The organism is Anderseniella sp. Alg231-50 (assembly GCF_900149695.1).
GTDB lineage: Bacteria > Pseudomonadota > Alphaproteobacteria > Rhizobiales > Aestuariivirgaceae > Anderseniella.
In genome coordinates this window covers 1,810,340-1,831,455 of sequence record NZ_LT703003.1, presented here as the reverse complement: position 1 = coordinate 1,831,455, position 21,116 = coordinate 1,810,340, and the positions used below count along the sequence as shown (strand labels likewise).

Genomic DNA, 21,116 nt, shown 5'->3' with positions numbered 1-21,116 from the left:
CCAGGTTTGCGGTTTATCCTACTGCGCTTCATCCATCAGGTGACACGAGACCTGCGCAGAGTGTGTCGGTTGCAAATGCGGTGTTTCGGCTGCACACCTGCCAAAGACCACAGGGCAGCGCGGATGAAAGGCGCAGCCGGTCGGTGGGTCGATCGGCGACGGCAACTCCCCCTTTAACAGGACGCGCTCTTTCTGTCGGCCCGGATCAGGCACCGGCGTGGCCGACAGCAGCGCCTTGGTATAGGGATGCCTGGGATTATCGAACAGCACCTCGCGGGACGCCTGCTCCACCGGCTTGCCGAGATACATCACCATCACCTCGTCGGCGATGTGCTTCACCACCGACAGGTCGTGAGAGATAAACAGGTAGGCCAGTTGCAGCTTGTCCTGCAGTTCGCCGAGCAGGTTCAGAACCTGCGCCTGGATTGAGACGTCCAGCGCCGATACCGGTTCATCCAGCACCAGTATGTCAGGGTCCAGCATCAGGGCGCGCGCGATGGCGATACGCTGGCGCTGGCCGCCGGAAAACATGTGCGGATAGCGGTCATAGTGTTCAGGGCGCAGGCCCACCGCCTGCATCATGTTCTTGGCCTTGTCGCTTCTTTCCGCCTTTGAAAGCGGCGTGTTCATCATCAGGGGCTCTTCCAGCGCCGAACCGATTTTCTGGCGCGGATTGAGCGACCCGTACGGGTTCTGAAACACCATTTGCACCTTGGGCCGCAGTTTGCGGCGCACCGCCTTGTTACCGTCCGCCAGCTCCTCTCCGGCGATCTGCAGCGATCCTGCGGTGGGGTCCTCGATCATGGTCACCAGCCGGGCGAGCGTTGACTTGCCGCAGCCGGACTCACCCACCACCGCCAGGGTTTTCTTCCGGCTCAGCTCGAAACTGACACCGTCCAGCGCCTTTACGGTCGCCGGCTTGGCATACAGGCTGCCGGGCAGCATGTAGTGCTTTTTCAGGTCATTTGCGCGCAGGACGATTTTCTCGCTCATGCCGTCACTCCGTTTCCGGGATGATTTTGCGGCGTGCCCTTTACCAGCGGATAATGGCAGAACGCAGAGCCGAGTCTGGCAGGCGCACGGGTCGGTGACTGGCTGCGGCAATGATCGGTGGCATGCGTACATCTTGGCGAAAACAGGCACCCGTCCGGCCGGTCGAACTGGCCCGGCACGACGCCGGGTATGGACGGCAGCGTCTGCGACCTGGCGCGTTCCGGCAACGCCGCCAGCAACGCAGCGGTATAGGGATGGTGCGGTTCGGAAAACAAATCCACCACCGGCTGCTCCTCGACCTTCTGTCCGGCATATTGCACGGAAACCCGTTGTGCCGTTTCAGCGACAACCCCCATGTCGTGCGTGATCAGAACCAGGGCCATGCCGGTTTCCTGCTGCAAGCTGAGCAGCAGGTCGAGGATTTGCGCCTGGATGGTCACGTCAAGCGCGGTTGTCGGTTCATCGGCGACCAGCAGTTTCGGGTTGCATGAGATCGCCATGGCGATCATGACCCGCTGGCTCATGCCGCCTGACAATTGGTGTGGAAACGCACTGAGGCGTTTTTCCGGTGCCGGAATGCCGACCAGGTCCAGCAGTTCAATGCTGCGTGCCTTGCATTCGGCTCGTGACATGCCCAGATGAACCCTGAGTGCTTCACCCAGTTGAAAACCGACGGTGAAACACGGATTGAGGCTCGACATGGGCTCCTGGAAGATCATGGCGATGTCCTTGCCGACGACCTCGCGGCGCTGGCGGGCCGACAGCGTGAGCAGGTCTTTGCCGTCAAAATTCAACCGGTCCGCCGTGACAGTCGCCGTCCACGGCAACAGGCCCATCATGGCCAGCATGGCAACCGACTTGCCCGATCCCGACTCACCGACAATGGCCAGCACGTCGCTGGCATCCAGGCTGAGCGACAAACCGTCCACGGCGCGAAAAGCACCGCCTGCCGTGGCAAATTCTACTGTCAGGTTTTCAATCTCTAAAAGCGGCATGGTTGTTGAATTTTCACCTTTGCAGTATTATCTTGAGGTACGGAGACAAAATCATGAGCACGAAACCACTTCCAATGCCGCCAATGCGGCCCATAAACGGTCCGACAGGCCCTAAACCGGGTTATTGAGCAGTTATTTATCGTCACTTGACTGCTCCAGAGCATCTATTGCATCGATCGCCAGACGGCCCGCTTCGCTGCGCAATTCAATAAAATCCCTGTAAACATCGATCTTGCGCTCAGCCTCGAGTGCCGCATAGCGCTCTCCGCGCATATCTTCGGCCAGCTGCGCGATCACATCTACCTGCTGGTAATACCGTATCACCGGTTCAATGACATCGCCGGGCAGGATTTGTATCTCACTGACAATGGCCTCGAACGCGGGGTTCGCCGTTTCCTTCGGCACGAATGGTGTGAACGGCGGCGTGTCGCCCGTACCGGCGATTATCTGCTTTGCCATCTCTTCAACGTGCCCGGTTTCATCCTGCATTATCCAGCGCGGCACATGGCAACTGATTTCCGCACGCAGGGCAATCTTGCAATCCCTTATCCGCTCGGCACGCCGTCCGTTATCCAGCCGGCGCTCGCGCTGATACGCCACGTACCAGCCGATCATGGTCACCAGGGCCGCAATGACGGCGGCTACCAGTGCCGGTCCTATCAATGTCGACCCGTACATCGCCTCAACTCCGCTTCAGCTTGGGATCAAGCGCATCACGCAGGCCGTCGCCCATCAGGTTGATGGCCAGCACCGTGAGCAGGATGGCAAGGCCGGGCAGCGTCACCACCCACCAGGCACGCAGGATGAACTCGCGCGCCTCGGCCAGCATGGTGCCCCATTCCGGCGTCGGCGGCTGAGCCCCCATGCCCAGGAACCCCAGCGCCGCCGCATCAAGTATGGCGGTGGAAAACGACAATGCCGCCTGCACAATCAACGGCGCCATGCAGTTGGGCAGGATGGTGTAAAACATCAGCCGCAACGGCCTGACACCGGCCACTTTGGCCGCCGTCACATAATCCTTGTTTCGTTCACCCAGCACCGCAGCCCGCGTGAGACGCACATAGTGCGGTTGCTGGACAATGGCGATGGCGATCATGGCGTTGGTCAGGCTGGGGCCGAGTATGGCGACCAGCACCAGTGCCAGCAAAAGGCTTGGGAACGACAGGATAATGTCCATCAGCCGCATGATCAGCGTATCAACCGCACCGCCTACGAAACCTGCGATCAGTCCGACTGTCACCCCGACAGCCATGGCGCCGACCACGACGATGCAGCCCACGAACAGCGAATAGCGGCTGCCGTGTATCAATCTCGACAGCATGTCGCGGCCCACCGCATCGGTGCCCAGCAGGAACCTCCAGTCGCCGCCTTCCTGCCAGACCGGCGGCGTAAGCAGCGCATCGCGGTACTGCGTGGTGGCGCCATGCGGCGCAATCAGATCGGCCAGCAGCGCAACGACGCAGACACCGATGAAGAACCACATGCCGATAACAGCACCGCGGTTCTCGCTGAAATAGTGCCAGAATTCCTGCAACACCGCGCGCATGCCGGTGCGTCGGGTATCGGTTGAGGTTTCAATCGCCTGTTCACTCATGGTCCTGTCACCTCACATGCCGGATACGCGGATTGACCAGCCCGTACAACAGGTCGACCAGAAGGTTCACCGTCATCACGATAACGGCAATCATCAGGAGACCGCCCTGAACCGACGGATAGTCGCGCCGGAAAATGCTGTCCACCATCCACTTGCCGATACCCGGCCACGAAAAAATGGTTTCCGTCAGTATGGCGCCGGCAAGTAACACGCCGACCTGCAGGCCAATGGTCGTGATCACCGGGATCATCGCATTGCGCAAGGCGTGAACGCCGACCACGCGCACCGGTGACAGGCCCTTGGCCCGCGCCGTGCGCACGTAATCCTCACTCAAGACTTCCAGCATGGCAGACCGGGTCTGACGCGCCACAACGGCCAGCGGGATGGTGCCCAGCACGATGGTCGGGAGAATGAGATGAGACAGCGCAGACGAGAAGGCGCCCTTCTGGCCGGACAACAGGCTGTCGATCAGCATGAAGCCGGTGACCGGTTTGAAGAAGTAAAGCAGCGATATGCGCCCTGACACGGGCGTCCAGCCCAGGGTGCCGGAGAACAGGATGATCAGCAACAGTCCCCACCAGAATATCGGCATTGAATAGCCGACCAGCGCGGTTCCCATAATGGTCTGGTCCGGCCATGATCCGCGCCTCGTGGCTGCGTAAATACCGGCTGGCACCCCAATGAATACGGCAAATATGATGGCGCACAGCGACAGTTCCAGGGTGGCCGGAAACAGGGTGAAAAACTCGTCCCACACCGGTTTCTTGGTCACCAGCGAATTGCCCAGGTCCCCCTGCAGCGCAGAAAAAAAGTAGTCGAAATACTGTTCGTAGATCGGCCGGTCGAAACCGAATTGCTTCATCAGTGCAGCGTGGCGCTCAGGTGATACCCCGCGCTCGCCCGCCATCAGCAACACCGGGTCGCCGGGCAACACCCTGATAAAGGCGAACGCGGCAATGGTTACCCCGATGAACGTCGGGATGATCAATCCGATGCGCCGGATAAGAAATTGAAACATGAAAGCCCCACCTCCCGCCGTGACCTGCGAATATCAGGACACGGCGGGCACTTTTGTTGTCAGAAGTCCAGGCTTATTCGGCGAGGTCCACGCCGTCGAACCAGTGACCACCCAGCGGGTCCATCACATAGCCTGAAACCTTTTTCGACATCGGCATGAACACCACTGAATGGGCAATGGTTGCCCACGGTGCTTCACGCTTGAACACAACCTGTGCGTCTTCATAAAGCTTGGTGCGCTCAGCCTTGTCCGACACGGTCTTGGCTTTCTGGACCAGGGCTTCAAAGTCCTTGTTGCACCATTGCGCGCGGTTTGAGCCGCCAACGGCGTCACATCCGAGCAGCACGGCCAGGAAGTTGTCCGGATCGCCATTGTCACCGGTCCAGCCCAACAGCACCGCACCGTCACGGTCCTTTGCCTTGGAGAGCTTGAGATACTCACCCCACTCATAAGATACGATCTCGACCCCGACCCCGATCTTGGAGAAGTCAGACTGGATCAGTTCAGCCATGCGCCGGGCGTTGGGATTGTAGGGGCGTTGAACCGGCATCGCCCAGATCTTCATCTTCAGGTCCTTGACGCCGGCTGCTTCCAGCATCTTCTTGGCGGCGTCCGGGTCGTAGCCGTCGTCGTTTACCGCATTGTTGTAGGACCACATGGTCGGCGGAATCGGGTTCTTGGCTTCCTTGCCGGCGCCCTGGAACACCGCATCCAGAATCGACTGCTTGTTGATCGCCATGTTCAGCGCCTTGCGCACTTCCGGCTTGTCGAACGGGGCGACCAGGGAGTTGTAGGCAAGATAGCCCACATTGAGGCCTTCCTGTTCCATTACCTGCAGGTTCGGGTCTGCCTTGAGGTCGGCCAGGTCCGCCGGGTTCGGATAAGGTGCCACATGGCACTCTCCGGCTTTCAGTTTCTGCTGGCGCACCGACGCATCGGTTGTGATGGCGAACACCAGGTCATCAATCGGCTGTTTGCCGGCCCAGTATCCTTCATGCGCGGCATAGCGGATGACGGCGTCTTTCTGATAGGCGACGAACTTGAACGGGCCAGTGCCGACAGGCTGCTGGTTGAGCAGTTCCTTCTTGCCGTCAGCTTCCAGCTTGGCCGCATACTCGGCCGACATGATGGAGGCGAAATCCATTGCCAGATTGGCGATCATCGGCGCTTCAGGCCGGTTCAACACGAATTTGACCGTGTTGTCGTCAACCTTTTCAACCGACTTGAGCAGGTCAGGCATCGACATGCCGTCAAAATACTCCCACGCGATACCGGCGGTATACTGGTTCCAGGGATGATCCTTCTTCAACTGGCGCTCGAACGAGAACACGACATCATCAGCATTGAAGTCCCGGCTGGGAGTGAAGAAGTCGGTGGTCTGGAACTTGACGCCCTTGCGCAATTTGAAGGTGTACTCGAGCCCGTCACTGGACACTTCCCAGCTTTCAGCAAGGCCGGGCATCACTTCCGATGTGCCGCGCTTGAATTCTACCAGACGGTTATACAACGGCTTCGACGACGCATCGAAGGTTGTGCCCGCGGTAAACGGCGCCGGGTCAAAACCCTCCGGTGAACCTTCCGAGCAATAGACCAGCGTTTTTGACTGAGCCGCTCCTGATGCCAGCATGGTGGCGCCGAGCAGAGTGGCCATAAGTAATTTCGTTTTTGTCATTGTTGTCTTCTCCCTGTTTTACAGACTGACAATTCATCCGATTACGGCGGATATTGCATGAAAGCATCTTTCCGCACCCGTGCCTACAGCAGAAACCGGTCAATTACTTATCGTGAAACCCTATCTCAGCGCGGGCCACTCAACGTCCGGCACACGGGTTCGATTTGTCAGAGATTTGCCTGACCGGGCTTGACGATCACGGCGGGAAAAAATCAAGGTGGGCACAGGCAAACTGTTTCCGGGTCAGGTTTCATGAGTGCGATTGAAAAGAACTCTCCTCGCACCATTGCGACCCTGCTGGTTGGCGCCGGGCTGCTGCTGACAGCGGTCGCCCTGTTCCAGACACTGCTGCCGCTCAGGGCCGGCATCGAGCAGTTCTCGCCCGCGCTGGTCGGGTATCTCGGCACCATCTATGCCACCGGTTTCGTTTTCGGCTGCGTGTTCGGCCCGGCACTGGTGAAAACCGTCGGGCACATCCGTACATTTTCAGGCGTGGTGGCGATTGCAGCCGCAGTATCCCTGCTCTATCCGCTGTGGCCGAATGTATTCCTGTGGCTGGCATTGCGGTTCTTTTCCGGCGTGGCGCTGGCCATTGCCTACATGGTGATTGAAAGCTGGCTCAATGACCAGTCGGACAACACCACCCGCGGCCGGGTCCTGTCGATCTACATCATCGTCGCCAATGTAACCACGATGGCGGGCCAGTTGCTGGTCAATGTCGCCAGCACCGCCGGGCAGACCCTGTTTGCGCTCGTAACCTTTCTGCTGTGCCTGGCCGTGGTTCCCATTGCGCTGACACCGACCAGCGAACCCAAGCCGATCCCGACCGCCAGGCTGGAACTGAAAGGACTGCTGTCGATATCGCCGGTCGGCACCATCGGCTGTCTGCTGGTGGGGGCCGTCGAAGGCGCGTTCTGGACGCTCGGGCCAACCTTCGGGCAATTGCGCGCCATGAGCGTCTTCGAGATCACCTTGCTGATGGCCGCCTTTGTTCTCGGCGGCACGCTGTCACAGTGGCCGCTGGGCAAGCTGTCGGATCACTACGACCGGCGGCTGGTGATCCTGCCGGTTGCACTGGGAACGGTCGGAACCGGGTTCCTGATAGCCTTCTGGCCGCTGTCCGATCTGTGGGCCATCCTGGTGCTGGCAACCGTGCACGGCGCCCTCATGGTGCCGCTTTATGCCTTGTGCCTGGCGCATGCCAACGACAATGTCGCCAATGACAAGCTGGTGCAGACCAGCGGCGGGCTGCTGCTGATCTACTCGATCGGCGCCGCCATCGGCCCGACCGTCGCGGCGCAGCTGATCGAGCACACCAACGAGAGCGGCTTGTTTGTATTCATATCAGCCGCGCTTGCCGTGTTCGCGCTGTTCATTCTGTACCGGCTGGCGTTTGGCCCCGCCTATGACCGGCTGGAGCGCAGCCCGTTCGCCCCGCTGCCCAAGACATCGCAGTCGGTGTTTGAACTTGAAGTGGACGATGAACAGTAGAGTGCCGCCTCCGTGGCCATGCACGCAAGCGGCAATCAGTGATCAGGCTGCAGCAATCTGGTTGGCTTTTTCCACCAGCACTTCCGCCTGCCGGATCGAGGCGTAATCGATCAGACGCCCGTCCAGCGAAACAGCCCCCTTGCCCTGCTCTGCAGCTTCCTTCATGGCAACAAGAATACGCCGCGCCCGGTCGACTTCCTCGCTGCCCGGGCTCATCACCTGGTTGGCCAGTTCGATCTGTGACGGATGAATGGCCCACTTGCCTTCATAGCCAAGTGCTGCTGCACGCTTTGCCGCTGCGGTGTATCCTTCAGGATCGGAGAAATCTCCGAACGGTCCGTCAACCGGCCGCAGCCCGTTGGCACGCGCGGCAACCACCATTTTCGACAGCGCATGATGCCACATGTCGCCCCAGTGGCATTCGCGCGCAGCGTCACCGCCCGGTTGCGGGTCGGTCAGCACCGAATAGTCCTTGTTGACACCGCCGATAACAGTGGTGCGGGCGCGGGTTGAGGCTGCGTAGTCAGCAACACCGAAATGCAGGGACTCATTGCGCGGGCTGGCTGCGGCAATCTCGTTGACATTCTGCATGCCAAGCGCGGTTTCGATAATGTGCTCAAAACCGATGCGCTTGTCTGATCCCTTGGCTGTTTCGATCTGCGTGACCAGCATGTCCAGCGCATAAACATCGGCAGCCGTGCCGACTTTCGGGATCATGATCAGGTCGAGGCGGTCTCCGCCCTGCTCAAGAATGTCAACCACGTCGCGATACATGTAGTGGGTATCCAGGCCGTTGATCCGGACCGACATGGTCTTGGTGTTCCAGTCAACATCGTTCAGGGCCTCTATGATGTTCTTGCGCGCCTGCACCTTGTCATCCGGCGCAACCGCATCCTCAAGGTCCAGAAAAATCACATCAACGTCGGATTGCGCTGCTTTTTCAAACATTTGCGGCTGACTTCCCGGCACAGCCAACTCGCTGCGGTTCAATCGGGCCGGGGCTTGCGTGATGGTATGAAAGCTCATGTCTGGTGCTCCTGATGTGAAGAATGCCGGTCAGCAAAAGGACGCTCAAAACCATTTGTCAAGAACAAAACAAATAACTTTACAAAAATGACAAAAGTAAATTTGAAAATTACTCATCACACATATTGACGCGAATTTACTTCCCTGGAATGCATCCATTTGCGTAGCTTCCGGTCAGCGAAAACGACATTCAGGGAGCACCGAAAATGCAACACGATACCGAAATCACGATAGCCAACGACCTCGATGTGCAGAACATGCAGCGCGCCAGTGACCTGCCATGCGCGGCGGTACTGGATATCCGCTTCACTGCTGCTACCGGTGCCCGGCCGGTTGAGGAGGAAGTCCTGCTGCGGTTGAGGAACCTGCAGGTGGATTATGAGCAACTGCCGATTGACCTGAGCAAGCCACATGGCTGGCAGAAGAATGACCTTATGCGCCGGATTACGGAAGGCCGCGGCCGGATGATGGTTATCACCGACCAGCCCGAAGCTGTGAGCGCGTTCTGCCGTGATATCGAGGTACCGGAAGCACATTTCGCACGCGATGCACAGACCGCAGTTCCCGCGGTTCCGCATCAGCACGCCCCGCAACCCGGCACTGCCGGTTTCCAGCGCTCCGCAGCAGCCTGAAAGACCCAAGACCATGGACATTCATGAGTATCAGGCCAAGGACCTCCTTAGAGACTTCGGCGTAAAGGTGCCATCCGGCGGGCTGGCCTACAGCCCGGAGCAGGCGACCTACAGGGCTCATGAAATCGGTGGCGACAAATGGGTCGTAAAGGCCCAGGTTCACACCGGCGGACGTGGCAAGGCAGGCGGCGTAAAGGTCTGCGGCAACGAGCACGAGGTATTTGATGCCGCCGATGAGATGTTCGGCAAAAAACTGGTCACGCATCAGTCCGGGCCTGCCGGCAAGATCGTCTACCGCGTCTATATTGAAAGCGGTGTCGAAATAGAACGCGAGCTCTATCTCGGATTCGTGCTTGACCGCTCGAGCGAGCGCATCATGGTGGTGGCTTCGTCTTCAGGCGGCATGGAAATTGAGGAAATTGCCCAGGATCAGCCGGACACGATCATACGCAGTGTGGTTGACCCGGCTGTCGGCCTCACTGAATTCCAGGCACGTGAAATCGTTTTCAAGCTCGGACTTGACGCCAGTCATGTTCAGGGCGCCGTCACCACGATCAGGGGCTGTTACCGGGCTTTCCGCGACCTTGACGCCACCATGGTGGAAATCAACCCGCTGGTTGTGACCTCGGACAATTCGGTCATGGCTCTCGATGCCAAAATGGAGTTTGACGACAACGCTCTCTTCCGCCGCCAGCAGATCATGGAACTGCGTGACAAGAGCCAGGAAGATCTGCGCGAGACGAAAGCGGCTGATCAGGGACTGAGCTATGTGGGCCTGGACGGCAATATCGGCTGCATCGTCAACGGCGCCGGCCTGGCAATGGCGACCATGGACATGATCAAGCTGGCGGGCGGCGAACCAGCCAATTTTCTTGACATAGGTGGCGGCGCCTCGCCGGAAAGGGTGGCAAAAGCGTTCAACCTTGTTCGTTCCGATGAGAACGTCAGCGCAATTCTCGTCAACATTTTCGCCGGTATCAACCGCTGCGACTGGGTTGCCGAAGGTGTTGTGCAGGCACTTCAGTCAACCGCCATGGACTTGCCGGTAATCGTGCGCCTGGCCGGTACCAATGTGGAAAAAGGCATGGAGATACTGGAAAACAGCGGCCTGCCGATAGCCACGGCCACCACCCTGGCGGAGGCCGCCGAAAAAGCCGTGACAATCTGCAAGTCCGGCCTCACCCCTCCAACCATTGCAGCAGCATCATGAGCATCCTGATCAACAAGACCACACCACTGATCGTTCAGGGCATTACCGGACGCATCGGTCAGTTTCATACCCAGGAAATGATCGACTACGGCACCAATGTAGTTGGCGGCGTCGTTCCCGGCCGCGGTGGCGAAACGGCCATGGGCAAGCCGGTTTTCAATACCGTCAAGGAAGCAGTCGACGCCACCGGGGCAACGGCGAGCCTGGTCGTGGTGCCACCACCCTTCGCCGCGGATTCGATTATGGAAGCAGCCGATGCGGGCATTGATCTGTGTGTGTCGATCACCGACGGCATTCCCGCTCAGGACATGATGCGCGTCAAGCGCTTCATGCGCAGATACCGCCAGGACAGACGCATGCAGCTGCTCGGGCCGAACTGCGCCGGCATCATCACGCCGGGCGAAGCACTGGCCGGCATCATGCCGGGCCACATCTACCTTCCCGGCTCGATCGGCATCGTAGGCCGCTCCGGCACGCTTGGTTATGAAGCCGCCTCGCAAATGAAAGAGCTGGGCATCGGCGTGTCCACCAGTGTCGGCATCGGTGGAGACCCGATCAACGGCAGTTCGTTCAGGGACATCCTGGAACTGTTTGAACACGATGATGACACATCCGCAGTTGTCCTGATCGGCGAGATCGGCGGCCCGCAGGAGGCACAAGCGGCAGAATTCATCCGTGATCACATGACCAAACCGGTCATCGCCTATGTTGCCGGCCTCACCGCGCCCAAGGGTAAACGCATGGGACACGCCGGTGCGATCATTTCGGCATTCGGGGAAAGTGCACCGGAAAAGGTTGAATTGCTGCGCCAAGTCGGCGTTGCGATCGTGCCCAACCCATCAGAGATCGGCGCAACCGTACACAGCGTGCACAGCAGGGCGGCATGAAGAATTGCCGATGGCAAACCAGATATCCTTGCGCGCCGACGAACCCACATTGAACTCAGCCATGAAAGGTTGTGACGCCATGTTTCCGACTTTAGCGGACACCCTCGGTTCATCTGTTCCGGGCGGCCAGGGTCCTGCCCTGAAAATGATTGAACGCTGTGCCGCCGGCACAGGTCACGTCAATGCCGGCATGGCGAGGGACAAGGCCATTGCAGCGCCCGGCACACCCGACGAGGTAACGGAAATCAAGGCCGAGCTCGCGATGAAACTTCTGCTGATAGCAGGCCGGGAACTGTCAGGCAAAACCCTGGGTATAGTCGGATATGGGCGTATCGGACGCGAAACCGCCCGCAGGGCGCACCTTGGCTTTGGCATGAAGATCGTGGTTCACAACCGCTCAGTGGTGCCGGAAGACGACCTCGACCAGCTCAGTGCCGAACAGGTTGACGACATAGACCACCTGCTGGGGCAGTCGGATTTTGTCTCCCTGCACTGTCGCGCAAATGCAGACAACCATCATCTCATCGATGCCCTGCGGCTGAACAAGATGAAACCGGACGGCTATCTGATAAACATCGCCGGAAGCGAACTGGTAGATGAAGAGGCGCTGGCCGATGCGCTTTGGTACGGCACGATTGCCGGTGCTGGCCTGGATGCGACACCTTCCATGTGTGATCGTATCAGGGGTTGTGAAAACGTGGTTCTGCTGCCGTGCACGGGCAGCAGAAGCCAACAAGCGCGCGCGGCAATGTCAGCCCCCTCGTAATCAGTCAACAAGTCAATCTCATAAATTACAAACTTGACTAAACCTGCAATTACAGGCTCCATCACCAGATGGCTGGACAAAAAATATTCATCGGCCCCAAGCTGAGAGAACTGCGCCAGAATGACGGCCTGACGCAGGCCGACCTTGCCAAGGCACTGGGCGTAAGTCCCAGCTATGTCAATCTGGTGGAGCGAAACCAGCGCAGTGCCTCGCTTAAGTTCCTGATCAGCCTGGCCGACAATTTCGGCATCAACTGGCGCGACCTGACCAACTCCGATTCCGCCATGCTTCTCGGCGAGCTGCGTGAGGTCACCAGGGACCCTGCATTCGGCGACAAACCGCCTGACGTCGAAGAATTGCGCAGTGCGCTTGAGGGATCGCCCAACCTGGTTCGCGGCATGCTGAATATCTTCAACGCCTACCGCACCTTCGGCGAACGGCTGGCGGAACAGAATGAAGCCATGTCGGACTCCATGAATGCGTCGTTTTCCATCGAACACGGCGTGCACGATTTCTTCCGCAGGAACAACAACCACTTCCCCGCACTTGAACAGTGCGCCGAGCAGTTCTGGGTACCCGACATTCCCGACCGCCAGGAAATGTACGGCGCGCTGAAATCCCACCTCAAGGACCGGTTGGGCATTGACGTAAAACAGGTACGTGCGGAGCTGCTCGGCATGTCGCTGCGCTACTACAATCCGGACAAGAAGCAGATCCTGCTGTCCGACGGGCTTGACCACAACAACCGGGTGTTCCAGCTGGCCCACATGATCGCGCTAATCGAGTTTCCTGATCTTCTGGGAGAACAGCTGTCAGACAAACTGCGCTCCAGCGAGCGCATGGCGGCGCGCTGCCGGGTTGAGCTGGCAAACTACTTCGCAGCTGCGCTGATGATGCCGTATGGAGATTTCTTCAAGGAAGCGGTCCAGGCGAAGTACGATATTGACCGGTTGTCAGCCCTGTTCTCCGTGTCATACGAGCAGGTCTGTCACCGTCTGACGACACTGCAGAAGCCGGGACAGAAAGGCATTCCGTTCTTCTTCCTGCGGGTCGACCGGGCCGGAAACATTTCCAAGCGCTTCAACGTCACACCGATCCAGCTGGCGCGTTATGGCGGTGCCTGTCCGCGCCTGGACATCCATTACTGCTTTCGCGTGCCGGGCCGCATCATGACCCAGATCGTCGAAATGCCGGACAACAGCCGGTACCTGACCGTCAACCGGACCGTCGACCGGCCAACCACGAAATACTCGACCGAAGACAAGCGCCTGGCGGTGTCGCTGGGGTGCTCGATCGAATATTCTCAGGAAACCATCTACGGCATTACCATCGACCCCAAGGCAACGCGAATGGTCACGGAAATTGGCGTCAATTGCCGGCTGTGCCCGCGCCAGCAGTGCGAACAGCGCGCCCACGATCCGTTTTATTCAAACCTGCCACTGGACGAAAACCGCCGCGGCGCCACACATTTCGAAAGCTAGACCGGGTTTGTCTGTCACCTGCGATATTGTCGGTGACCGGCTCATTGATGCTTTTCCCGGCGTACCGCTCAAGCGGTCAGCCCTTTCACCTGACAATCCTGCAGCCAGGGCGGTGCAATCAGGAGCCGGGTCGCTTCATCGACCGAGACCGGTTTGCTGAAATAGTAGCCCTGAAGACAGTCACATCCCAGACCGGCAAGCAGATCCGCCTGCTCTATCGTCTCGACGCCTTCTGCAATGACTTTTTTCTCAAGACTGTTGGAAAATTCGGTCAGCGCCTTGACGATGCCAAATGACGGCCTGTCCTCAGGCAGGCCCATGACAAATTCGCGGTCGACCTTGAGTACGTCGTAATTCTCGGTTCTCAGATGCGACAGGCTGGCGAAGCCTGTTCCGAAGTCGTCGAGGGATAGGGACACACCCATTTCGTCCAGCTCGCCCAGCGTCTTTCTGACCTGGGGGTTGCGTCCCGACAGCAATACATTTTCCGTGATTTCGATCGTCAGGGTCTTTGGCGAGATATTGCCTTTGCTCAACAAATCCTGAACAAACGAGGCGAACTCCGGCCTGGAAAGCTGCGAAGTCGACACGTTGACCGAAATGTAGTCAACCGCAATTCCCTTGCGCAACCAGGCAGCCATGTTTGAAATTGACTGGTGAATGATTGCATCACCAATCTCGATTGACAGCACCGGATCTTCCAGTGCCGGCCAGAACATTGCAGGGGGCAATATCACGTCGTCGGATTTTTTCCATCTCGCCAAGGCTTCAAACCCGACTATTCTGCGATCTGTTGAATTGACGATCGGCTGCAGGAATCCGGTAAACTCATCACGCTTGACCGCCCGACCGACTTCTTCAAGAAGCGCTTGCGCATCAAGCCGCTTTTGCCGCAATTCGGGCGAGAAGACCTGCACGGCGCGGAGTTCCTTGCTCTTTGCCTGCAGCAGGGCAGCATCTGCGAAGTCGTACAAGGTCGTCAGGTTTTGCGAGTGATCGGGATACAACGCAGCCCCGACACTGCCGGAAACCGCCAGTTCGGTGCCGTTGAGTTCAAAAGGTTTTGAAAACAGGTCACTGATTTCAGCCAGCATGGTTTCAGGATCAGTTTCCACGGGCACGATGGCGCTGAACTCGTCACCGGCCAACCTGTAAACATCGCCATCCGTACCGATTGTGCCGGCAAGGCGATGGCCGATTTCCATCAGCAAAGCATCCCCGGATGTATGACCCAACCTGTCATTGACGTTCTTGAAATCGTCCACGTCGATTGCGATGACCGCGTACCGGTCCTTGTCCGGGTCCAGGGTCGAGGTATGGTTTTCAAGGGCCTCGTAGAAACTGCGCCGGTTCTTCAGGTTTGTCAGGTCGTCAGTGTAAGCCATCGCAATGAGTTTGCTTTTGAGAGTGTGCTGCTCGGTGACATCTTCAAATGTCCCGAACACCTGCTTGTTTCCCTCATTGTCTATTGCAATCTCTCCCAGCGAGCGCACCCAGCGCTTGGCGCCGTCCGCCCTGGTTATCTCCGCGTGAAAATCAAACGGTTCCTCGGTGAGGATCGTGTTTTTCAGGCAGTTCGAAACGGTTTCCCGCCATGGCGGCGAATAAAACTCGATAGCTGTCTCAATCTGCGGCTGATAATCAGGCTCAACCCCATGAATTTTCCTGGTTGCGTCAGACCAGACAATCTCGGAGGTATCCGGGCTGAATTGCCAGGTTCCGATACTGGTTATGCGCGATATCTGATCAAACAACCTGGTCTGGCGATGCAGAATTGACGCCTGCTTTTCGAATTTTTCCGCCTGTTTTTTCCGGTCCGCCAGGGCTTGCCGCCGCTGCCGGTTGGCCCGCTCCTTCATGAGCAGGCTCACTGCCAGATCAGCGAAATCCGTCAGGGCTTCAATATTGGTGCTGTCGCCTGAAAGCGGCGCGTCGTTGACCAGCAGCAAGGCACCAACAGTATGCCCCGGCCTGAGGTTCAGGGGGGCGCCGGCAAATCCGACAACTTTACCACTGGCGATCTGCGAATAGTGTTTGAGGTGCGGCCGCGTCGTGGCGTCATGGACAAGCAGGGGCTTGCCGGCATCCACAATCAGATTCGACAGGGATTCGCGGCGTGCAACCCGCATCATCTCGTAGCCGAACGACGCTTTGCCCCAGGCCGCCGTGTCATCCACAATCGCAACGACACATCCCGACACGCGCATGGTCCTGGCGACCAGTCTGCACAGGTCGGCGAGAGCGGGATCAGCGCCGGGTTCAACCACCTGAAGGCTGTCGACAACCTTGTGGTCCAGTGTTCTTAATGCCGTGATCGTCGCCATCTGTTTTGCATCCCGATTGTTTGCTGGAGCAATGCTCCCGGGGACACAATGGTCAAAGTCAATTAAAATATTGTGAAAACAACAACTCAGGAAAATTGGAGTATACTAAAAATAAACCCTGAATTTGTCGCTTAAACGGGTTTTTTTGCCTGACTCAGGGTAATGTTTGCTTCAACGCGATTTCGACCTGAGCTTTTTGCCTTGTACAGGGACCGGTCCGCCCGCTTGATTACCGAGGTTATTGTATCAGCGATGTTTTCATACACAGCTGTTCCAATGCTGACAGAGACATCAATGGCCTCGCCGTCATAGGAGAGTTTCTGCAGTTCGGTGACCTTGCGCAGCCTTTCGGCCACAACCAGGGCATCATCGCCGCGGGTGTCCGGCAGCAGCACACAGAACTCCTCACCGCCAAGCCGTCCTATCAGATCACGGCCCCGAAGCTGTTTCTGCCAGCTTTCGCAGGTCGCACGCAGCACATGATCTCCGGCAGCGTGTCCGCGGCAGTCATTGATCTTTTTGAAATTGTCCAGATCCAGCATCAGCAGGGACACATTCCGGAAATGGCGCTGCGAATGCGTCAGTTCAGCTTCGGCGAGCTCCAGGAACCGGTGCCTGTTGAGCGCGCCGGTCAGGGAATCTGTCCATGCAAGCCGGCTCAGCTCGCGTTCCTGGCGCTTCAGCTCCGTGACATCAATCCGGAAACCGACCAGGCCGCCGGTGTTTGTCCGGCGCTCCTGGATTCTGAGCCATCTGTCACCGGGCAATTGTTGCTCGATCGGTTTTCCCGGGTTTTGATGCTCGTGAATTCGTTGTGCAATCCATTCTTCTTCCTTGCCGATCGCATCCGAATACTGGCCGGCATAAACACCTTGCCGGATCAGGTCACTGAATTTGACACCCGGCACACGCAGGTTTCCGCTTTCCTTGTAAATCTCGCGATATCGCCGATTGCAATGCACCAGCCGGTCGTTTTTGTCATAAAGCACAAAGCCGTCCGGCAAGGCTTCCATGGCATCCTTCAACTCCACCTCCGCAGCCTGATGATCCGCAGCAGCCTGGTGAAGAACCGCCAGCCCGGAAATATTGACGGCACTGTCTCTCAAGACAGCACGGTCCGAAACAGTGAACCGCCGGGACTTTTTATCAAGGACAGCGATTACACCTATGGTCTCACCTTGTCCGTTCACGACAGGCACCGCCAGGACTGCACGCACTGACTTCATGGCGGAGGCAATTTTCCGCACCCCGCTGCGTTTTGCACTCTTGAGATCACCAATCTGCAGGATACCGGCGCGGGCCACTTCCGGCCCGATCAACTCGGCGCATGTTTTCACATCAGCCTTGCTCACACCGGCGAAACAGCGGACCTCATCATCCTCGCTGACCGACACGGACAAAAACACGCCCGGCACATTCAGCGCAGCACACGTGACTTTGGAAATGGCGTCCAGGGCTGGATAGACGTCCGGAAGCCCACAGCCAGCTATGTCAAAGCCTGTTTCGTCACCAGATTTTTCCGTCATAACAAGTTCCTTGCACACCACAGTTCGACTAATCGCGGATTTCTACATTGTGCAGATCAAGTCCTGCTGCATTCCTAACCGGTATATTTGCATTTGTATCTTTTCTAAGATATTCGCCCGGCCTGATGTGGAAGCGACAGGACATTTGATTTGCCTGGGCCAATGTCCGTTCAATGCCCAACGGTGTTCTCGGTAATGCGATCCGTGCTCTACTTCTGCTCCAGTTCCACGACATTACCCTCGGGATCGCGCACATAGACACAAAGCACCGGGGCTTCCGCAGTTCCTAAATCGGTTATCTCGCCAAGCGCCGCGCCACCCGCTTCAATCACCGCATCGAGCTTGGCCTCGATATTCTTCACTTCAAAACATATGTGCCCGTAGCCAGGCTGGTTTACCGATGGCGTCGGGCGATCCTGGATATTCTTGTACTGAAAAATCTCGAGGAACGGGCCGTCTGCGCCGGGCAGGCTCAACCAAGCTGCATAGATCTCGGAGTTTGGGACGCCGTTGCCCCGGGACAATTGTTCGCCGGACATGTGCCATCGTTCAACAGTGTCCTCACAGTCGAAGACCGTTTTGTAAAACTCCGCGAGGCGATCAGTATCGCGCGCAACCATGCTGACATGGCTGAACTTCATTGATTGCTCCTCCAGCACTGGCCAACGGTCTTGAGTGAAAATAGTGCCGCATGAGCCGCATTTGAACAAGGTGGCTCTCAGGGAATTGGCGCGGCCTGCGTCCTAATGCCCGGAGAGATACAAACTCAGCAGTCCGGCATTCGTGGCGGACGTCCGTCGGGAGTTCCGGCTTGTCGTTCTGCACCCAGCATGTACTCGGCCACGCGCAATTAATGACTGATCGAGAAATGGTGGGCGGTACTGGCTACGGGCCAGTGGCCCCTATGATGCCAATTCTCGAAAAAACAGATGGACCTTATTTTTTCCTGAGTAATTGCAATATCTTACCGATTCTAGAAATCAAGCACTGTTGTTCATTTGTGGTTGGCCTGGGGGTTCAGTTGGCACTCAAAATGGCAACAGATTGGCAACCGCAGCTAAGTGGACAAAACGGGCGTTGAAGACAAGCAGACGAAAGGCCACACTTGATATTGTTTCTGCGGCAAGGAGAGCGTGTGATGATCAAAGTTTCTGCTCTGGCAGATTTAAATAAGCGCCTGGACATTCTGCCGAGGTTTCGATTGGCGCAGCTGCCGACCCCGCTACATCCCCTCAACAATTTTGCTGCTTTGCTGAATGGCCCCCAACTCTGGATGAAACGGGATGATTTGTCAGGTTTGGAGGGAGGTGGCAACAAAACCCGCAAGCTGGAGTTTTTGGTTGGAGATGCCCTTCGTCAAGGATGCGACATGTTGGTCTCAGTTGGAGCCATCCAGTCGAACCACACCCGCCAGGTGGCAGCATCTGCAGCCCGAGCGGGGATGAAATGTGCCTTGCTGCACTGTGCGTGGACTAAGGATGCAGGACCCAATTATCGTCAGGTCGGCAATATCCTTTTGAGCGACCTAATGGGGGCCGAGCTTTATGTAGACGAGATAGAACGCCCTATCGAAGACCAGGGACCGCTTGAAGAGTTCATGGCTCACCTGAGTGAGTTGGGTCATTCGCCATATCTTATCCCTGGCGGTGCATCCGAGCATCCGCTTGGGAGCATGGGGTATATTAACTGTGCGGCGGAACTTGCGGTTCAGATGGAGCAAACGGGGATCATTTTTGACCATCTGCTGCACACCACCGGGTCCAGTAGCACCCAGGCGGGCCTGCTGGCAGGTTTCAAAGCATTGGGCGTCGATACTCACATCATAGGAGTTGCGGATGACGGCGAAACAGAGATCAAGGCGCGGCGGGTACGTGAACTGGCCAATGAAGCATTGGAGACCTTGGGACTATCCGATAGGGTGAACGAAAGTGATGTGCATGTAATCGCTTCGAACAACGCGAGTTACGGGTTTGCAGATGACGCAATCAAGGAAGGCATCCACCTTATGGCGACCAAAGAAGGGTTGATTGCTGATCCGGTGTATGAAGGCCGCGCCATTCGCGGTTTGCTTGACCTGAATGCATCGGGTCACTTCGAACCAGACGCCAAGATATTGCTGATGCATCTTGGCGGAACGCCCGCCATTCACGCCTATGCAGAACAGTTCGGCGCTATAGAACTCAAGCCGTTCAATGTTTAGCCGAATTCGAACATTGAGTGCAGCACACCCGTCTAGTCATTGTGGCTCGCTGCACATAATCAGCCCGAGTGAGCGCCGCGCTACGCTCAAGCTTTATAAAATGAGAAAATGGTGGGCGGTACTAGGTTCGAACTAGTGACCCCTACGATGTCAATTCTTGGAAGTGCAGATTGACGCCGTCCTGCCCTCATTGATTTCAATGACTTAAACATTCAAGAATTCGAACAATGTTGTTCACTTGTGGTTGGCTTGGGACTGAGTTGATTCTCAAATTGTCAACAGATTGGCAACAACAGCTAGGCGGACCAATATACCATGGATCTTTACTCCGCCGAAGTCCGCTCATGACCCGAAGGGGAAATTTGATCCATCGACAACAGCCCGCTACCCTTGACTAACTACTGTAACCTGTTGAGGCGGCGCATTCATGGCTAACGATCCTTTTTACAAGGACCATTGGATTAACATCGACAGGGACAGGTTGGAACGATATCAGCGCATGTTCCAATGGAACCCGGCGTCATCCATTCTCTATGAACCGGCTGACATTGGCCCGGGGCATGTTGTTGGCGATTTCGGCTGCGGACCTGGCTACACAGCAATTGAAATCGCTTCATGGGTTGGGGTCGATGGACATGTTCACGCGCTGGATATCAACTCGGATTTCATTTCTCAAACCAGAAACAACGCAATGGCTGCCGGAACCGACGATAGGATCAGCGCGCATCAGTGCGATGGTTCCAGATTGCCATTGCCGGATGCTTCTCTGGATCGCTTAACCACTCGAAACACTCTCATCTACGTTGACAATGCAGAACATGTGATCCGTGAGTTCCGGCGCGTCCTGAAAGCCGAGGGCAAGGTGCACGCCATCGAAGGTGATTGGCCGATGATGATTGTCGAGCCTGTACCCACCGAGACCTGGGCCGCCCTCGTCGACGCTGCAAGTCACGCGTGCCGGACGCCAGACATTGGCAGAAAACTTCATGGTTTGATGGCGCTTGCCGGGTTCTCCGAAATAGATGTTCAAGTCGTTGCCCGACCTGACACTGATGGAAGACTGTTGCCCATGATCAAGAACATGGCCGGTTATGCCCGGGATCGCGGGCAAATGAGCAATGCCAGTATTGAAGAAATTCTCTCTACAATCGAGCAGGCGTTGGTGGGCAGAAGCTATCTGGCGCTCGCACCGCAGTTCGTTGTGACAGCAACGCGCTAACCGAGAGGTCTGGCGATTTGCACCTCATAACAGTCACTCTGTAGACGCAGAGTTCCGAGGTGCTCGCAATCAGCGACTGATG

General features: G+C 57.2%; 18 protein-coding genes. 8 read left to right on the top strand and 10 right to left on the bottom strand.

The window, feature by feature from the left end:
* Nucleotides 1-18 precede the first annotated feature (18 nt).
* The 6 genes from DHN55_RS08580 to DHN55_RS08555 all read right to left on the bottom strand — a co-directional run bounded on the left by DHN55_RS08580 (nucleotide 19) and on the right by DHN55_RS08555 (nucleotide 6,272).
* Nucleotides 19-993: a dipeptide ABC transporter ATP-binding protein gene (locus DHN55_RS08580; RefSeq protein WP_108880883.1), complete on the bottom strand. Its 975-nt coding sequence runs from the start codon at nucleotides 991-993 to the stop codon at nucleotides 19-21.
* Entirely contained in the window at nucleotides 990-1,988 is a 999-nt protein-coding gene (locus DHN55_RS08575; RefSeq protein WP_108880882.1) for an oligopeptide/dipeptide ABC transporter ATP-binding protein, read from the bottom strand. Before DHN55_RS08575 ends, DHN55_RS08580 begins: the two co-directional genes overlap by 4 nt.
* 132 nt (nucleotides 1,989-2,120) lie before the next feature.
* Nucleotides 2,121-2,666, bottom strand: a complete 546-nt coding sequence (locus DHN55_RS08570; RefSeq protein WP_108880881.1) for a hypothetical protein — start codon at nucleotides 2,664-2,666, stop codon at nucleotides 2,121-2,123.
* A 4-nt stretch (nucleotides 2,667-2,670) separates the two neighbouring features.
* Complete coding sequence (locus DHN55_RS08565) at nucleotides 2,671-3,582, bottom strand: ABC transporter permease subunit (RefSeq protein WP_108880880.1); 912 nt, start codon at nucleotides 3,580-3,582, stop codon at nucleotides 2,671-2,673.
* A 7-nt stretch (nucleotides 3,583-3,589) separates the two neighbouring features.
* On the bottom strand, nucleotides 3,590-4,600 hold the full coding sequence (locus tag DHN55_RS08560) for an ABC transporter permease subunit (protein WP_108880879.1): 1,011 nt from the start codon (nucleotides 4,598-4,600) through the stop codon (nucleotides 3,590-3,592).
* Between the two features lie 73 nt (nucleotides 4,601-4,673).
* Nucleotides 4,674-6,272 carry an ABC transporter substrate-binding protein gene (locus DHN55_RS08555; RefSeq protein ID WP_108880878.1) on the bottom strand — a complete coding sequence of 533 codons (1,599 nt, stop codon included), beginning with the start codon at nucleotides 6,270-6,272 and terminating at the stop codon, nucleotides 4,674-4,676.
* A 252-nt stretch (nucleotides 6,273-6,524) separates the two neighbouring features.
* Between DHN55_RS08555 and DHN55_RS08550 the strand changes: the two genes are divergently transcribed.
* On the top strand, nucleotides 6,525-7,763 hold the full coding sequence (locus DHN55_RS08550; RefSeq protein WP_108880877.1) for an MFS transporter: 1,239 nt from the start codon (nucleotides 6,525-6,527) through the stop codon (nucleotides 7,761-7,763).
* Nucleotides 7,764-7,805: 42 nt separating this feature from the next.
* On the opposite strand, the gene DHN55_RS08545 is transcribed toward DHN55_RS08550, so the two are convergent.
* Complete coding sequence (locus DHN55_RS08545) at nucleotides 7,806-8,789, bottom strand: aldolase/citrate lyase family protein (RefSeq protein WP_108880876.1); 984 nt, start codon at nucleotides 8,787-8,789, stop codon at nucleotides 7,806-7,808.
* Between the two features lie 206 nt (nucleotides 8,790-8,995).
* On the opposite strand from DHN55_RS08545, the gene DHN55_RS08540 reads away from it, so the two are divergent.
* From DHN55_RS08540 to DHN55_RS08520, 5 genes are all read left to right on the top strand, one after another.
* A complete protein-coding gene (locus DHN55_RS08540) occupies nucleotides 8,996-9,421 on the top strand; it encodes a hypothetical protein (RefSeq protein WP_108880875.1) in 426 nt (141 codons plus the stop codon).
* Between the two features lie 13 nt (nucleotides 9,422-9,434).
* Nucleotides 9,435-10,631 carry a malate--CoA ligase subunit beta gene (locus DHN55_RS08535; RefSeq protein ID WP_108880874.1) on the top strand — a complete coding sequence of 399 codons (1,197 nt, stop codon included), beginning with the start codon at nucleotides 9,435-9,437 and terminating at the stop codon, nucleotides 10,629-10,631.
* A complete protein-coding gene (gene sucD / locus DHN55_RS08530; RefSeq protein ID WP_108880873.1) occupies nucleotides 10,628-11,518 on the top strand; it encodes a succinate--CoA ligase subunit alpha in 891 nt (296 codons plus the stop codon). Before DHN55_RS08535 ends, sucD begins: the two co-directional genes overlap by 4 nt.
* A 10-nt stretch (nucleotides 11,519-11,528) precedes the next feature.
* Entirely contained in the window at nucleotides 11,529-12,284 is a 756-nt protein-coding gene (locus tag DHN55_RS08525; RefSeq protein WP_108880872.1) for an NAD(P)-dependent oxidoreductase, read from the top strand.
* Nucleotides 12,285-12,352: 68 nt separating this feature from the next.
* The gene (locus DHN55_RS08520) at nucleotides 12,353-13,765 is read left to right on the top strand and encodes a short-chain fatty acyl-CoA regulator family protein (RefSeq protein WP_108880871.1); all 1,413 of its coding nucleotides are present in this window, start codon (nucleotides 12,353-12,355) and stop codon (nucleotides 13,763-13,765) included.
* A gap of 68 nt (nucleotides 13,766-13,833) precedes the next feature.
* On the opposite strand, the gene DHN55_RS08515 is transcribed toward DHN55_RS08520, so the two are convergent.
* From DHN55_RS08515 to DHN55_RS08505, 3 genes are all read right to left on the bottom strand, one after another.
* Nucleotides 13,834-16,089 (bottom strand): EAL domain-containing protein, encoded by a 2,256-nt coding sequence (locus DHN55_RS08515; RefSeq protein WP_108880870.1) that lies wholly within the window; start codon nucleotides 16,087-16,089, stop codon nucleotides 13,834-13,836.
* A gap of 131 nt (nucleotides 16,090-16,220) precedes the next feature.
* A complete protein-coding gene (locus DHN55_RS08510; protein ID WP_108880869.1) occupies nucleotides 16,221-17,615 on the bottom strand; it encodes a diguanylate cyclase in 1,395 nt (464 codons plus the stop codon).
* A 209-nt stretch (nucleotides 17,616-17,824) separates the two neighbouring features.
* Nucleotides 17,825-18,256 carry a VOC family protein gene (locus tag DHN55_RS08505; RefSeq protein WP_108880868.1) on the bottom strand — a complete coding sequence of 144 codons (432 nt, stop codon included), beginning with the start codon at nucleotides 18,254-18,256 and terminating at the stop codon, nucleotides 17,825-17,827.
* A gap of 497 nt (nucleotides 18,257-18,753) precedes the next feature.
* Here DHN55_RS08505 and DHN55_RS08500 point away from each other — a divergent pair, with 497 nt between their 5' ends.
* Complete coding sequence (locus tag DHN55_RS08500) at nucleotides 18,754-19,815, top strand: pyridoxal-phosphate dependent enzyme (protein WP_108881788.1); 1,062 nt, start codon at nucleotides 18,754-18,756, stop codon at nucleotides 19,813-19,815.
* A 427-nt stretch (nucleotides 19,816-20,242) separates the two neighbouring features.
* A complete protein-coding gene (locus DHN55_RS08495; protein WP_108880867.1) occupies nucleotides 20,243-21,034 on the top strand; it encodes a methyltransferase domain-containing protein in 792 nt (263 codons plus the stop codon).
* Nucleotides 21,035-21,116 lie beyond the last annotated feature (82 nt).

Coding starts and splice junctions, on each gene's coding strand:
- DHN55_RS08580 (WP_108880883.1), bottom strand. CDS start 993: ATGAGCGAGAAAATCGTCCTGCGCGCAAATGACCTGAAAAAGCACTAC.
- DHN55_RS08575 (WP_108880882.1), bottom strand. CDS start 1,988: ATGCCGCTTTTAGAGATTGAAAACCTGACAGTAGAATTTGCCACGGCA.
- DHN55_RS08570 (WP_108880881.1), bottom strand. CDS start 2,666: ATGTACGGGTCGACATTGATAGGACCGGCACTGGTAGCCGCCGTCATT.
- DHN55_RS08565 (WP_108880880.1), bottom strand. CDS start 3,582: ATGAGTGAACAGGCGATTGAAACCTCAACCGATACCCGACGCACCGGC.
- DHN55_RS08560 (WP_108880879.1), bottom strand. CDS start 4,600: ATGTTTCAATTTCTTATCCGGCGCATCGGATTGATCATCCCGACGTTC.
- DHN55_RS08555 (WP_108880878.1), bottom strand. CDS start 6,272: ATGACAAAAACGAAATTACTTATGGCCACTCTGCTCGGCGCCACCATG.
- DHN55_RS08550 (WP_108880877.1), top strand. CDS start 6,525: ATGAGTGCGATTGAAAAGAACTCTCCTCGCACCATTGCGACCCTGCTG.
- DHN55_RS08545 (WP_108880876.1), bottom strand. CDS start 8,789: ATGAGCTTTCATACCATCACGCAAGCCCCGGCCCGATTGAACCGCAGC.
- DHN55_RS08540 (WP_108880875.1), top strand. CDS start 8,996: ATGCAACACGATACCGAAATCACGATAGCCAACGACCTCGATGTGCAG.
- DHN55_RS08535 (WP_108880874.1), top strand. CDS start 9,435: ATGGACATTCATGAGTATCAGGCCAAGGACCTCCTTAGAGACTTCGGC.
- sucD (WP_108880873.1), top strand. CDS start 10,628: ATGAGCATCCTGATCAACAAGACCACACCACTGATCGTTCAGGGCATT.
- DHN55_RS08525 (WP_108880872.1), top strand. CDS start 11,529: ATGGCAAACCAGATATCCTTGCGCGCCGACGAACCCACATTGAACTCA.
- DHN55_RS08520 (WP_108880871.1), top strand. CDS start 12,353: ATGGCTGGACAAAAAATATTCATCGGCCCCAAGCTGAGAGAACTGCGC.
- DHN55_RS08515 (WP_108880870.1), bottom strand. CDS start 16,089: ATGGCGACGATCACGGCATTAAGAACACTGGACCACAAGGTTGTCGAC.
- DHN55_RS08510 (WP_108880869.1), bottom strand. CDS start 17,615: ATGACGGAAAAATCTGGTGACGAAACAGGCTTTGACATAGCTGGCTGT.
- DHN55_RS08505 (WP_108880868.1), bottom strand. CDS start 18,256: ATGAAGTTCAGCCATGTCAGCATGGTTGCGCGCGATACTGATCGCCTC.
- DHN55_RS08500 (WP_108881788.1), top strand. CDS start 18,754: ATGATCAAAGTTTCTGCTCTGGCAGATTTAAATAAGCGCCTGGACATT.
- DHN55_RS08495 (WP_108880867.1), top strand. CDS start 20,243: ATGGCTAACGATCCTTTTTACAAGGACCATTGGATTAACATCGACAGG.